The 13,545-nt window shown below is 70.0% G+C and carries 10 protein-coding genes; 3 read left to right on the forward strand and 7 right to left on the reverse strand.

Annotated elements, in window-relative coordinates:
- Nucleotides 1-6: 6 nt before the first annotated feature.
- Nucleotides 7-399, forward strand: coding sequence for a hypothetical protein (locus H293_RS0100465; RefSeq protein ID WP_259294396.1), 393 nt, complete (start codon nt 7-9; stop codon nt 397-399).
- Here H293_RS0100465 and H293_RS0100470 read toward each other — a convergent pair.
- The 6 genes from H293_RS0100470 to H293_RS0100495 form a co-directional block, all read right to left on the reverse strand.
- Nucleotides 375-1,766 carry an alpha-amylase gene (locus H293_RS0100470; RefSeq protein WP_020115914.1) on the reverse strand — a complete coding sequence of 464 codons (1,392 nt, stop codon included), beginning with the start codon at nt 1,764-1,766 and terminating at the stop codon, nt 375-377. The two genes, H293_RS0100465 and H293_RS0100470, sit on opposite strands and share 25 nt — an antisense overlap.
- A 133-nt stretch (nt 1,767-1,899) precedes the next feature.
- A complete protein-coding gene (locus tag H293_RS0100475; protein WP_020115915.1) occupies nt 1,900-2,466 on the reverse strand; it encodes a dihydrofolate reductase family protein in 567 nt (188 codons plus the stop codon).
- A 130-nt stretch (nt 2,467-2,596) separates the two neighbouring features.
- On the reverse strand, nt 2,597-4,258 hold the full coding sequence (locus tag H293_RS0100480; protein WP_020115916.1) for a glycoside hydrolase family 13 protein: 1,662 nt from the start codon (nt 4,256-4,258) through the stop codon (nt 2,597-2,599).
- A 230-nt stretch (nt 4,259-4,488) separates the two neighbouring features.
- Complete coding sequence (locus tag H293_RS0100485) at nt 4,489-5,397, reverse strand: sugar ABC transporter permease (protein WP_020115917.1); 909 nt, start codon at nt 5,395-5,397, stop codon at nt 4,489-4,491.
- Nucleotides 5,398-5,410: 13 nt separating this feature from the next.
- Nucleotides 5,411-6,415, reverse strand: coding sequence for a carbohydrate ABC transporter permease (locus H293_RS0100490; RefSeq protein WP_020115918.1), 1,005 nt, complete (start codon nt 6,413-6,415; stop codon nt 5,411-5,413).
- A gap of 125 nt (nt 6,416-6,540) precedes the next feature.
- Nucleotides 6,541-7,809, reverse strand: coding sequence for an extracellular solute-binding protein (locus tag H293_RS0100495; RefSeq protein ID WP_020115919.1), 1,269 nt, complete (start codon nt 7,807-7,809; stop codon nt 6,541-6,543).
- 361 nt (nt 7,810-8,170) lie between these two features.
- Between H293_RS0100495 and H293_RS48855 the strand changes: the two genes are divergently transcribed.
- On the forward strand, nt 8,171-9,241 hold the full coding sequence (locus tag H293_RS48855; RefSeq protein WP_033415146.1) for a LacI family DNA-binding transcriptional regulator: 1,071 nt from the start codon (nt 8,171-8,173) through the stop codon (nt 9,239-9,241).
- A gap of 95 nt (nt 9,242-9,336) precedes the next feature.
- Nucleotides 9,337-10,215 (forward strand): phosphatase PAP2 family protein, encoded by an 879-nt coding sequence (locus H293_RS0100505; RefSeq protein WP_020115921.1) that lies wholly within the window; start codon nt 9,337-9,339, stop codon nt 10,213-10,215.
- Nucleotides 10,216-10,285: 70 nt separating this feature from the next.
- Here H293_RS0100505 and H293_RS0100510 read toward each other — a convergent pair whose 3' ends face one another.
- Nucleotides 10,286-13,273: a bifunctional [glutamine synthetase] adenylyltransferase/[glutamine synthetase]-adenylyl-L-tyrosine phosphorylase gene (locus H293_RS0100510; RefSeq protein ID WP_020115922.1), complete on the reverse strand. Its 2,988-nt coding sequence runs from the start codon at nt 13,271-13,273 to the stop codon at nt 10,286-10,288.
- Nucleotides 13,274-13,545 lie beyond the last annotated feature (272 nt).

Consider the following 13,545-nt stretch of genomic DNA (forward strand, 5'->3'; position numbering starts at 1 on the left):
AGAGTCATGAAACGACCGGCAAGAACTTTCACGAACGGTGTGCCGCTCCTAGTGCGCGAGATCCACCCGGAACTGATCGACGAACTGGTCGCCCTCCTGGAAGCGGAAGGGGAACGCGAGTTGGCCGTCTGCGTACGGGACGTCCGGCTGGTCGGCGCGTGCAGCTGCCGCGACGACTTCTGCCAGAGCATCCGGACGGCGGCCCATCCTCCGGGCCGGCCGTACGGTCCGGGCCATCGCTGTGTGCCGCTGCTGCCCTCGTCAGGGGATCTGATCCTCGACGTGGTGAACGGCCGGATCGTGTACATCGAGATACTCGGACGACCGCCCCTGCGTCGGCGCGGAGAGCCGGCACAGGGGCGGCTTGGGGCGGGTCAGCAGCTGGACTTGCCCGCGTAGATCGCGAGCGCCGTGTTGGCGCCGAGGGTGGCGGTGAACTGGCCGTTGGAGCCGACCGTCACGCTCGTGTTGCTCTCCACGTTGCAGTACGTCCCGGCGGGCAGCGAGGTCTGGTAGGTGCGGCTCAGGCCGCTCGACTCGTGGTTGATGGCGACGTACCCTTTGGCGCCGCGCCCGAAGGCGATCGCGTCGCCGCCGTTGTCCCACCAGTTGGTGACCGACTCACCGCGGACGGCGTTGCGGAAGGCGATCATGCGGAGGATCTCCGGCCAGGCGTGCTGGCACTTCCAGCCGTCCTGCCAACAGGCGTTCACAGAGCCGTTGTTCGGCGGCCCCGCGTCCTTGTCGGACCACTCGTAACCGGAGTTGATGTCCGGGGCGCCGTACGGGTAGGCGAGCATGAAGACGTTGGCGAGCGTGTAGTTGGCGCCGTCCTTGTAGTTCAGGGTGGAGCCGTTGCGCTCGGTGTCGTGGTTGTCGACGAAGACGCCGGACACCGAGCTGTTCATGTAGCCCCAGCCCTCGCCGTAGTTCTTCAGGTAGGCGAGGTTCTCGTTGTTGAAGACGCGCTTGAGGTCGTAGGCGTAACGGAACTCCTGGACGTCCCCGTTGCCGGTGTACTCGGTGGGCTGGACGGCCTCTCCGCTGCCGTAGATGACCTCCTGCTTCCAGTACACCGACGGGTTGCTGAGGCGTGACTTGATGTTGGCGAGGTCGGCTGTGTCGATGTGCTTGGCCGCGTCGATGCGGAAGCCGTCGACGCCGAGGGCGAGGAGGTCGTTCATGTATCCGGCGATGGTCTTGCGGACGTACTCCTCCCCCGTGTCCAGGTCGGCGAGGCCGACGAGTTCGCAGTGCTGGACGTTCCAGCGGTCCTGGTAGTTGCTGATCTGGGACGTGCAGTCGTCGAAGTCGTAGGAGGAGTACAGGCCGGGGTAGTTGTACTTCGAGTACGACGATCCGCCGGTACCGGTGCCGCTGCCCGCGGACATGTGGTTGACGACGGTGTCGACGACGACCTTCACACCGGCCGCGTGGCACGTGTTGACCATGTTCTGGAAGGCCGTCCGGTCGCCGAGCCGCCCCGCGATCTTGTAGCTGACCGGCTGGTACGAGGTCCACCACTGCGAGCCCTGGATGTGCTCGGCGGGCGGGGAGACCTGGACGTAGCCGTAGCCTGCGGGGCCGAGGGTGTTGGTGCACTCCTTGGCGACGGAGGCGAAGTTCCACTCGAAGAGGACTGCGGTGACGTCCTTGCCGCCCGGTGGGGAGGCCTGGGCGGCGGTGGGGGTGAGGACGGCCACCGCGGTGGCGAGCACGGTGGCCGCTGCGGCGGCGGTGACCCTTGCGGAGCTTCTCGGTATCACGTGGGGGTTCTCCTTACGCGACGGCCGGGCGTCTTTGCCCGGCGCCGGCGAGAACGTACCGCTGTTGAAATGTTTACAGCAAGAGTTGAGAAAGTAACGGCAAGAACTTTCACACGCTGTCCCGCACGGCGGCTCAGCGCTGGCTGGCCGGCTTGTCCGGAAGGTCCCCCCGGCTCTCCCCGCAGGAGTAGACGATCTCCACCGACCCGCCGGGCAGGGCCCGTTGGCTCTGGAAGGTCAGTCCGGTCTCGGGGCCGAGCGCCGGGGTGAGCTGGGTGCCGCCGCCGAACAGCATGGGCAGCACGACCAGTTCGAGGCGGTCCAGTGCGCCGAGCGCGTGGAAGGTCGCGATGGTCCGCGGGCCGCCGATGAGGTGGACGTCGCCGCCCCGGTTGGCGGCGCGGATCTTCTCAAGGAGGCGGGCCGGGTCGCTGTCGGTGGTGACGTGGTCGGGGGTGCCCTCCGGGCGCTGCGAGCCGAGGACGAACACGTCCAGGTCGGGCCACGGCCAGCGGCTGTTGTTCAGGGCGGGCTCGAAGGTCGTACGGCCCATGAGCGCGGCCTCGCAGTCGGCCAGGAACTCCCGGATGCCGTGGCTCTGGCCGGAGACGAACGCCGGGTCGGCGGTCAGCGCGGGCCAGCCGCTCGGGGTGGTCACATAGCCGTCGGCGCTCATGCTCAGGCGGGCGCGGATCTGCATGATGTCTCCTCGGGTAAGGGGCGCGGTTGCGCCCTTCCACCCAAGCGTCGAACGCGGCTCCCGCCGATCGACACGCCCGGCAAAAAGAAATCACCGGGCCCTCCCGGGGCCCGGTGATCCCTGTCCGTCCTCAGGCCGTCGTCCACCACACGGTCGTGTCGGCCGGCACCTTCGCGTCCCCGTCGACCTCGGCGACCTCCCCGCTGGCGAGCAGCACACGGCCGTACGCCGGAGTCGTCACCGACTCGCCACCGGTGTTGGCGACGCAGACGAACTCGCCGCGGCGGAAGGCGAGAACGCCCTCGGGCGCGCGCAGCCACTCGACCGCGTCGCCGGCACCCAGGCCGGGCTGGGCGCGGCGGACGGCGAGGGCCGTGCGGTACAGCTCCAGGGTGGAGTCGGGGTCGCCGGTCTGCGCCTCCACGCTCAGCTCCGCCCACTCCGGCGGCTGGGGCAGCCAGCTGCCGCCCGCGCCGAAGCCGTACGACGATCCCTCGCGCGTCCACGGGATCGGCACCCGGCAGCCGTCGCGGAAGCCGTCCTGGCCCGCGCCGCGGAAGTACGCCGGGTCCTGGCGGTCCTCGTCGGCGAGGTCGACGACGTCCGGGAGGCCGAGCTCCTCGCCCTGGTAGATGTACGCCGACCCGGGCAGCGCCAGCATGAGCAGCGTGGCGGCGCGGGCGCGGCGCAGACCCAGCTCCCGGTCCCCCGCCGTGCGGATCTGGGTGCCGAGGCCGGGCGGGTTGGCGAAGCGGGTGGCGTGGCGGGTGACGTCGTGGTTGGAGAGCACCCAGGTGGCCGGGGCGCCGACCGGGCGCATCGCCTCCAGCGTGCGGTCGATGACCCCGCGCAGCTCCTCGGCGTCCCAGGCGGTGCTCAGGTACTGGAAGTTGAACGCCTGGTGGAGCTCGTCGGGCCGGACGTAGTGCGCGGTGCGCTCGACGGTCGGGGTCCAGGCCTCGGCGACGAAGATGCGCTCGCCCGAGTACTCGTCGAGGATCAGCCGCCACTGGCGGTAGATCTCGTGGACACCGTCCTGGTCGAAGAACGGCATGACATCGTTGCCCAGAAGCTTGACCTGGTCGTGGGATCCAAGGTCGGGAAGCCCCTCCGCCTTCACCAGGCCGTGGGCCACGTCGATGCGGAAGCCGTCCACACCCATGTCCAGCCAGAAGCGCAGGATGGAGCGGAACTCGTCGCCGACGGCCGGGTGGTCCCAGTTGAAGTCGGGCTGCTCGGGGGCGAAGAGGTGGAGGTACCACTCCCCGTCCTCGACCCGCGTCCAGGCGGGGCCGCCGAAGATGGACTCCCAGTCGTTGGGCGGGAGTTCGCCGTTCTCGCCCTTGCCGGGGCGGAAGTGGTAGCGGTCCCGCAGGGGCGATCCGGGGCCCTCGGCGACCGCCCGCTTGAACCACTCGTGCTGGTCGGAGGAGTGGTTGGGCACCAGGTCGACGATGATCCTGAGTCCCAGCCCGCGGGCGTCACGGATCAGGGCGTCGGCGTCCAGGAGGTTGCCGAACATGGGGTCCACGGCCCGGTAGTCGGCCACGTCGTAGCCGGCGTCGGCCTGCGGGGAGGCGTAGAAGGGGCTGAGCCACACGGCGTCCACGCCGAGGTCGCGCAGGTACGGCAGTCGGGTGCGGATGCCTTCCAGGTCGCCCATGCCGTCGCCGTTGCTGTCGGCGAAGCTGCGCGGATAGACCTGGTAGATCACCGCGTCCCGCCACCAGTCGCCGCGCTTGGCTTCGGCGGGGTGGGGGGCCGGGGCGAGGGCGGAGTGCTGCTGGCTCATGGCGTCCTTGATGGGTAACGGGTTCATCAGGTCAAAGGTATGAGGGTGACGAGGCGGCCGCAGTGACAGCGGGGTCGGATGGACACTGCGGCCGCCTCGGGTATGGGGGTGTGGGGGCTTGCCCCCACAGGGGCGCGGGGCGGTGTTGGATGTGCGGCTACCGCCGCGTGGGCGCGATCAGCCACGACGGCGCCGCAGACAACTGACGGCCTTCGCGGCTCAACCGGTGGTCAGCCCTTCGTGCCGCCCGCGGTCAGCCCGGTCACCAGGTTCTTCTGCACCAGGTAGAAGAACACCGACACCGGTATCGCGATCAGCACCGCCGTCGCCGCCATCAGGTTCCGCTGGGCGTCGTGCTCGCTCACGAAGCTCTGGAGCCCGACCGCGAAGGTGTACTTCGTGTCGGACAGCATGAACGTCGAGGCGAACGCGACCTCACCGAAGGCCGTGAGGAAGCTGTAGAACGCGGCGACCGCGAGCCCCGGCTTGGCGAGCGGCAGGATCAGCCGCGCGAACGTGCCGAAGGGGGTCAGCCCGTCGACGCGTCCGGCCTCGTCGATCTCGAACGGGATGGTGTCGAAGTAGCCCTTGAGCAGCCAGGCGCAGTACGGCACCGCCGTCGAGCAGTACACGAGGACGAGCCCAAGATAGCTGTCGATGAGCTGGAGGTCCGACAGCATCTGGTACATCGGCACCATGAGTACGGCCACCGGGAACATCTGGGTGACCAGGAGCACCCACATGAACTTCCGGTAACCCGGAAAGCGCATCCGGGACACGGCGTACCCGGTGGTCGCGGCGATCAGCACACCGATCACCGTGGTGCCGAGCGAGACGATCAGCGAGCTCTTGAGCCAGCTGAAGAACTCGGTGTGCTGGAGGACGAACGAGTAGTTGTCGAGCGTCATCTTCTTCCAGATGCCGCCCGGGTGGAGGTAGTCGTCGGTGTCCGGGCCGAGGGACAGGAAGACCAGCCAGACGATCGGGAACAGCGCGATCAGGCTCGCGAGGATCAGCAGGCCGTGCGAGGCGAGGGAGCCGGCGAGGCTCTTGTCACCGCGGCGGCGGATCCGGCCGGGTGCCGGTGCGGGGCCGGCCTCGGACACCGCGGCGGAGGTCTCGACAGTGGTCGTACTCATGGGAACTCCTGCCTCAGATCGCGAGCTGCTGGTCATTGCGGTTCAGCCAGCGGCGGTAGAAGGAGGTGAAGACGATCAGGATGGCCAGCAGCAGGATGCCGTACGCCGCCGACTGCGCGAAGTCACGCGGCTGCTGTCCGAAGCCCAGGTTCCACGCCCAGGTGACGAGGATCTGCGCGTCCGGCGCGGTTTTGCCGAACAGCAGGAAGATCACCGCGAACTGGTTGAACGTCCAGATGATGCCGAGCAGGACGACGGTGGAGCTGACGCTTCTGAGGCCCGGGAGGGTGACGTACCGGAACCGCTGCCAGGCGCTCGCGCCGTCCATCTCGGCGGCCTCGTACAGCGAGGCGTCGATGGACTGGAGTCCGCCGAGCAGCGAGACCATCATGAACGGCACTCCGCACCAGGTGTTGACCATGATCGCGGCGAACCGCTGCCAGAAGGTGTCCTCCAGCCATGACGGACTCGGCAGGTGCAGCGCGTCCAGGGCCATGTTGATGACGCCGCCGTCGGCGAGCATGAAGCGCCAGCCGAAGACGGTGACGAAGGTCGGTACGGCCCAGGGCAGCACCAGGATCAGGCGGTACAGCGTGCGGCCGCGCAGCTTCTGGTTGAGCAGCAGGGCGAGGCCGAGCCCGATGCAGTAGTGCAGGGCGACGCACAGGGCCGTCCAGACGACGGTCCAGATGAAGTGCGACCAGAAGCGGTCGTAGGCCGTGTCGCCCCACAGGATGTCTGCGTAGTTGTGCAGGCCGATGAACTTGTAGGTGGCGTCGATGTGGTTGACGCCGATCGTGCGGGCCGTGTTGAGGCTGTTGGCGTCGGTGAGCGTGAGGTAGACGCCGTAGACCAGGGGGTAGAGCACGAGGACACCGAGGACGACCGCCACCGGGGCGATCATCGCGTAGGCGTACCAGTGTTTCTGGTAGCCGTGCCTCAGGCGTTGGCCCAGCCCGGGCCGCGGCGCGCGGTCACCGTGGCGTTTGCCGGTGGCGCGGTCGATGGCGACTGTCATGTTCGACACCTTCTGGAAGTTCTGCGGCTCTGAGAAGTGGCTGGGCGACGCGGGCCGCCGGGCGCAGGCCGGTGGCCGCCGGATCCCTCCCCCCGATGTCCGGGAGATCCGGCGGCCACGCGGGCTCACTTGCTGAAGTCCGGCACCAGCTTGGCGATGGCGGTCTCGGCGTTGCCCAGGCCCTTGTCCAGGGACTCCTTGCCACCGGCGATCTTGAGCAGCTCGGTGTCCAGCGGCGTCAGCAGGGAGCTGTACTCCGGCAGCGCCACACGCGGCTGGGCGGAGGCGAGGACCGTCTGGTAGCCGGCGATGCCCGGGTCGGCCTTGACCTCGGCGGTGTAGGCGTCGTCGCGGGTGGGCAGCGTGGAGTTCTTCAGCGCGATCTGCGTCTGCGACTTCGCGGAGGTCATGAAGCCCACGAACTTCTCGGCCGCCTTCTGGTGGGCGGAGTCCGAACCGGCGTAGACCGAGAGGTTGTGGCCGCCGGTCGGGGCGCCCGCCTTGCCGGTGGAACCGGCCGGGACGGTGGTGATGCCGAGGTTGGACTTGTCCGAGAACGCGGAGCCCTTGTAGAAGTTGGTGATCTCCCACGGGCCCTGGACGATCGCGGCGACCTTGCCGTTGACGAACGCGTCCTGGATGTGGGCGTAGGCGTCGGCGGTGGTGTCGGCCTTGTGCAGGCCCTTGCCGGAGAAGAGGCTCAGCCAGGTGCCGTAGCCCTTCTTGGCGGCGGCCGAGTTCACGGTGATCTTCTTGGCGGAGGCGTCGACGGTGTCGGTGCCCTCGCCGAAGAGGAACGGCTGGGCGTAGTAGGCCGCGGTGGAGCCCCAGTAGCCGTCGACACCGGTCTTCGCCTTGATCGTGGCGGCGGCGGTCTTCAGGTCGTCCCAGGTCTTGGGGGCCTCGACGCCGGCCTTCTCGAAGAGCTGCTTGTTGTAGACCAGGGCGAGGGTGTCGGTGACGAAGGGGACGCCGTAGGTCTTGCCGTCGTACTGGGCCTGCTCGATCAGGTTCGGCTTGAACTTGGCCTGGTCGGCGAGGGCCTCGGTGCCGTCGAGCGGCAGGAAGTAGCCCTTCTTGGCGAAGGCGGGGGTCCAGCCGACGTCGGAGCGCAGCACGTCCGGGGCGCCGCTCGCGCCGGCCGCGGTGTCGAACTTGTTCTGCGCCTGGTCGAACGGGACGTTGACGTACTTGACCTTGACGTCCTTGTTGGCGGCCTCGAAGTCCTTGATCAGGGCCTTGTACGTCGGCGCCTCATTGGTGGCGTTGGAGGTGTCCCACCAGGTGATGGTGACCGGACCGTCGGCCTTGTCGCCGCTGTCGCTTCCGCCGCAGGCCGTCGCCGCGAGGGCGAAAGACGCCACCAGCGCGGTGGCTGCTATGCCACGCCGCATGAGTTCTCCTTGAGGGTGAAAGCCCGTGAGATGCAGGGACAGGCCCCGTCTGCCGTCCCTGTCTGCCGACTGCGCCGTTGCGGCCGCCGGGCGAGTGGGAACGTAACAGCGATGCAAGACTTGCGAAAGACCTTGCAGAAAAAAAGTGCAAGAGGCTGCGGAAGTTACCCCGTCGTGACCCCTTGTCGACCGTCACGAGACCCTTGTTTTACGGGGCTGAGCGGGACGACTACGGGTTGTGCAAGACTCTGCAAGCTCTTGCCATCCTCCTCCCGGACGGGAATCATCCCCTTACGGGACAAGGGGCACCGACGAGAACAGAGGGACCGCGATGACGATACGGCCGGTACAGTCCGGTGCCGTGACCACACGGCTAGCCGACATCGCTGCTCAGGCGGGGGTGAGCGAAGCGACCGTCAGCCGCGTCCTCAACGGGAAGCCGGGTGTCGCCGCCACCACCCGCCAGTCCGTGCTGGCCGCACTCGACGTGCTGGGCTACGAACGGCCGGTGCGACTGCGGCAGCGCAGCGAGGGCCTGGTGGGTCTGATCACCCCTGAGCTGGAGAACCCGATCTTCCCGGCCCTGGCCCAGGTGATCGGCCAGGCGCTGACCCGGCAGGGCTACACGCCGGTCCTCGCCACCCAGACCCCGGGCGGCTCCACGGAGGACGAGCTCACCGAGATGCTCGTCGACCGGGGCGTGGCGGGCATCATCTTCGTCTCCGGGCTGCACGCGGACACCTCGGCGGACATGCAGCGCTACGAGCAGTTGCGGGCGCAGGGCGTGCCGTACGTGCTCGTGGACGGTTTCTCGCCGAAGGTGCAGGCGCCGTTCATCTCCCCCGACGACCGCGCGGCCATGGCGCTGGCGGTGACCCATCTGGTGTCGCTGGGGCACACGCGGATCGGCCTCGCGCTCGGCCCGAAGCGTTTCGTGCCGGTCCAGCGCAAGATCGAGGGCTTCGTGCGCACCATGCAGGACCTGCTCGGTCTGCCGGCGGCGACCGTCGAGGCGGACCTCGTCCAGCACTCGCTCTACACCCTGGAGGGTGGTCAGGCGGCCGCGACGGCCCTCATCGACCGTGACTGCACGGCGGTGGTGTGCGCGAGCGACATGATGGCGCTGGGTGCGATACGGGCGGCCCGGCAGCGGGGGCTGGAAGTCCCCCGGGACGTGTCGGTCGTGGGGTTCGACGACTCCCCGCTGATCGCCTTCACCGACCCGCCGCTGACGACGGTCCGCAAGCCGGTGCCGGCCATGGGACAGGCGGCGGTGCGGACCCTGCTGGAGGAGATCGGCGGAACGCCCGCCCCGCACAGCGAGTTCGTGTTCATGCCCGAGCTGGTGGTACGGGGTTCGACGGCTTCGGCCCCTGGGGAACGCGGTCGTTCTCAGGGTGGAGAAACCGGGCTTTCCGCCGTGCGTCGGTAGGAGAACGGGACAGTCTTCCCGTCGTAGGACATGCGACCCGAACCCGACCGGAGGATGATCGGTGGGGTAAGGCGTTTCTGGCAGACTTTGTCTCTATGGGTGACTCGACCGTGACCAGTCTGGACGACCGCGGGAATGCGGCCGCTCCTGACTCCCTCACGGCCGCGGACCGGCCGGGTTTCCTGGGCCGGCTGCGGACCCCGCGCCGGCCTCGCCTGTGGTTCGAGATCCTGCTGATCGCGGTGAGTTACTGGACGTACTCGCAGATCCGCAACGCGGTGCCGGAGCAGAAGGCGGAGGCGCTGCGCAACGCCGACTGGATCTGGCGGATGGAGCACCACCTCGGCATCGCGGTCGAGGAGTCCGTCAACCACGCGGTGAACTCGGTGGCTTGGCTCGTCGTCGGGATGAACTACTACTACGCGACGCTGCACTTCATCGTGACACTGGGCGTCCTGGTCTGGCTCTACCGCAGCCATCCCGGCCGCTACGCGGCGACCCGGCTGGTGCTGTTCGCGACCACGGGTGTGGCACTGGTCGGTTACTACCTGTATCCGCTCGCGCCCCCGCGGTTGATGATCGGCGGCGACTTCGTCGACACCGTCGTGGTCCACCAGACGTGGGGCTCGATGGCCTCCGGCGACCTGAAGCAGATGTCCAACCAGTACGCCGCGATGCCGTCCATGCACATCGGCTGGTCCCTGTGGTGCGGCCTGACGATCTTCGCGCTGGCGTCGGTGCCGTGGGTGCGCGTCCTGGGCCTCGTCTACCCGGCGGCGACGCTCCTGGTCATCGTGGCCACGGCCAACCACTTCTGGCTCGACGCGGTCGGCGGCGTCCTGTGCCTGATGTTCGGCTACACGGTGGCGTGGCTCTGGTACGGGGCGCTGCCGTACGCGCTGCCGAAGGTGCCCTACGCACGGCCGACGAAAGCCGTGCCGGACAAGGGCGAGCCGCTGCGCACCAGGGCCTAGGGCCGACCTAGGGCCTGTCCGGCCCGCCCGCAGGCCGGGAGCGCGCCCCTTACCCCCCTGGACCAGCCCCCTACCCCCCGTAGAACAACTCCTCCACCACGCCCCGGGCGCGCCGGGCCGTCCGTCGGTAGTCCTCCAGCATGTCCCCCGCGTGCCCCGGCCCGTACCCCAGGTAACGGCCCACGGCGGAGAGTTCGCGCGCCTCGGTCGGAAACGTGTCCCCGGCCCGCCCCCGCACCAGCATCACCGCGTTGCGCACCCGGGTCGCCAGCACCCACGCCTCGTCGAGGACCTGGGCGTCGTCCGCGGCGATGAACCCGGCGTCCCGCGCGGCGACGAGGGCCGCGCGGGTACGGGTCGTGCGCAGCCCCGGCACCTGGGCCCCGTGCCGCATCTGGAGCAGCTGGACGGTCCATTCGACGTCCGACAGGCCGCCGGGCCCGAGCTTGGTGTGCAGTTTCGGGTCGGCGCCGCGGGGCATCCGCTCGGACTCCATGCGCGCCTTCAGCCGCCGGATCTCGCGTACGGCGTCGTCGCCGAGACCGGCCTCCGGATAGCGCAGGGGGGCGATGAGCTCGACGAAACGTCGGCCCAACTCCTCGTCCCCGGCGACCGGTTCGGCCCGCAGCAGCGCCTGCGCCTCCCAGACGAGCGACCAGCGGCGGTAATAGGCCGCGTACGAGGTCAGGGTGCGCACCAGCGGTCCTGACTTGCCCTCGGGGCGCAGGTCGGCGTCGATGAGCAGCGGGGGGTCGGCGCTCGGGAGCTGGAGCAGGCGGCGCATCTCGGAGACGACCTTGTTGGCGGCCTGGGAGGCCTCCCGCTCGTCGACGCCCTCGCGGGGTTCATGGACGAACAGGACGTCCGCGTCGGAGCCGTAGCCGAGTTCGTGGCCGCCGAAGCGGCCCATGCCGATGACGGCGAACCGGGTGGGCAGGGTGTCGCCCCAGCCCTCCCGCACGACCGCGCGCAGGGTGCCGGCGAGGGTCGCCGCGGTCAGGTCGGACACGGCGGCGCCGACGCGCTCCACCAGGGCGCCCTGGTCCGGTTCGGCGGGCTGGGTCTCGGTGCCGTAGGAGCCGACGATGTCCGCGGCGGCCGTACGGAAGAGTTCGCGGCGCCGGACTCCACGGGCCGCCGTGACGCCCTGCACGGCGCCCTCGGCGCGGCCGACCGCGGCGAGTATCTCCTGCTCCAGACCGGCCCGCTCGCGGCGAGCGAGGCCGCCGCCGTCGCCGTCCCCGAGGAGCGCCACGGCTTCGGGCGCGCGCATCAGCAGGTCCGGGGCGAGGCGCCCGGCGGACAGCACGCGCGCGAGGTTCTCGGCGGCGGCGCCCTCGTCCCTCAGCAGCCGCAGATACCAGGGCGTCTTGCCCAACGCGTCCGACACCTTGCGGAAGTTGAGCAGTCCGGCGTCCGGGTCGGCCGACTCGGCGAACCAACCCAGCAGGACCGGAAGGAGAGTTCGCTGGATGGCGGCCTTGCGGGTGATGCCGGAGGCGAGCGCCTCCAGGTGCCTGAGGGCGGAGGCGGGGTCGGCGTACCCGAGCGCGACCAGCCGTTCCCGCGCCGCCCCCGGGCTCAACCTGATGTCGCCGGGCCCGAGTTGGGCCACCGCGTCCAGCAGCGGCCGGTAGAACAGCTTCTCGTGCAGTCGTCGTACGACGGAGGCGTGCCGCTTCCACTCGCGGTTCAGCTCGGTCACCGGGTCGGCGCGCAGGCCGAGGGAGCGGCCGAGGCGCCGCAGGTCGGCCTCGTCCTCGGGGACGAGGTGGGTGCGGCGCAGCCGGTAGAGCTGGATGCGGTGTTCCATGGAGCGCAGGAAGCGGTAGGCGTCGTCGAGCTGGGCGGCGTCGGCCCGGCCGACGTAGCCGCCGGCGGCGAGGGCCTGCAGGGCGTTGAGGGTGGTGCCGCTGCGCAGGGAGCCGTCCTCACGGCCGTGCACCAACTGGAGGAGCTGTACGGCGAATTCGACGTCCCGGAGCCCGCCGGGGCCGAGCTTGAGCTGACGGTCGAGCTCGGCGACGGGGATGTTCTCCACGACCCGGCGGCGCATCTTCTGCACGTCGGCGACGAAGTTCTCGCGCTCGGCGGCCTTCCAGACGAGGGGTTCGAGGGCGGCGACGTACTCCTCGCCCAGCTCCAGGTCGCCGGCGACCGGGCGGGCCTTGAGGAGCGCCTGGAACTCCCAGGTCTTGGCCCAGCGCTGGTAGTAGGCGAGGTGGCTGGAGAGGGTGCGCACCAGCGGACCGTTTCTGCCCTCGGGGCGCAGATTGGCGTCGACGGGCCAGATGGAGCCCTCGACGGTCGTCTCCGAGCACACCCGCATCATGTGCGAGGCGAGCTTGGTCGCGGCGCGCAGGGCCTTGCCCTCGTCGGCCCCGTCGACGGCTTCACCGACAAAGATCACGTCCACGTCGGAGACGTAGTTCAGCTCGTGGCCCCCGCACTTGCCCATCGCGATCACCGCGAGCCGGCACAGCGCGGCGTCCTCGGGTGCGGCCGCCCGCGCTATGGCGAGCGCGGCGCGCAGGGTGGCGGTGGCGAGGTCGGCGAGCTCGGCGGCGGTTTCGGCGAGGTCGGTGGTTCCGCACACGTCACGGGCGGCGATCGACAGCAGACAGCGCCGGTAGGCGACGCGCAGGGCGACGGGGTCGGTGGCCTCGGCGAGCCCGCGTTCGAACTCCTCGACGCCGGGGTGCAGGTCGCGGGGCTCGTAGGTGACGAGGGCCTGCCAGTCGGCGGGGTGCCGGGCGAGATGCTCGGCGAGCGCGGCGGACGCGCCTAGCACCCCGAGCAGCCGGTCGCGGAAGGGCTTCGCCGCTATCACCGTGTCGAGCAGTTCCCGGTCGGGCTGCGCCTCCAGGAGCCGTACCAGACCCAGCAGCGCGAGATCGGGATCGGCCGTCGCGCCGAGCGCCTCCAGCAGCACCGGGTCATCGCGTACGGCGCTCAGCTCCGCGCTCTCCAACAGCCGCTCGGCGCCCGACGGATCGGTGAAACCGTGCCGCAGCAGCCGCGTGAAGGTACTGCTCCTGCGCCCCGGCGCCGCCGTCATCCCGGCCTCCTGTCCGATCCAGGTCGTGTCGATCGAGCCTATCCGGAGAGCGGGCGATCAGCGCCGGGGAGCGGGTGGGGGGATTTCGGGGCGGGCCCGGTCCCGGGGCGGGCCCGGTCCCGGGGCGGGAGCGGCGGACTCGAGGGGGCGCGGGGTTGGAGGCGGGGGGGGGGGGGTGGCGGGGTCTGGAGTGAGGGCGGGGCGCAGGGTGGACGCGTGGTCGGACCCGGGGCTGGGGCGCGGGAGGCCTCGGCGGGCGCCGGGCGCTGGGG

The organism is Streptomyces canus 299MFChir4.1 (genome assembly GCF_000383615.1).
In the GTDB taxonomy this organism is placed as follows: Bacteria; Actinomycetota; Actinomycetes; order Streptomycetales; family Streptomycetaceae; genus Streptomyces; species Streptomyces canus_C.

Excerpts from the sequence above, each read along its gene's own strand:
- H293_RS0100465 (WP_259294396.1), top strand. The coding sequence starts at position 7 with ATGAAACGACCGGCAAGAACTTTCACGAACGGTGTGCCGCTCCTAGTG.
- H293_RS0100475 (WP_020115915.1), bottom strand. The coding sequence starts at position 2,466 with ATGCAGATCCGCGCCCGCCTGAGCATGAGCGCCGACGGCTATGTGACC.
- H293_RS0100480 (WP_020115916.1), bottom strand. The coding sequence starts at position 4,258 with ATGAGCCAGCAGCACTCCGCCCTCGCCCCGGCCCCCCACCCCGCCGAA.
- H293_RS0100485 (WP_020115917.1), bottom strand. The coding sequence starts at position 5,397 with ATGAGTACGACCACTGTCGAGACCTCCGCCGCGGTGTCCGAGGCCGGC.
- H293_RS0100490 (WP_020115918.1), bottom strand. The coding sequence starts at position 6,415 with ATGACAGTCGCCATCGACCGCGCCACCGGCAAACGCCACGGTGACCGC.
- H293_RS0100495 (WP_020115919.1), bottom strand. The coding sequence starts at position 7,809 with ATGCGGCGTGGCATAGCAGCCACCGCGCTGGTGGCGTCTTTCGCCCTC.
- H293_RS0100505 (WP_020115921.1), top strand. The coding sequence starts at position 9,337 with ATGGGTGACTCGACCGTGACCAGTCTGGACGACCGCGGGAATGCGGCC.
- H293_RS0100510 (WP_020115922.1), bottom strand. The coding sequence starts at position 13,273 with ATGACGGCGGCGCCGGGGCGCAGGAGCAGTACCTTCACGCGGCTGCTG.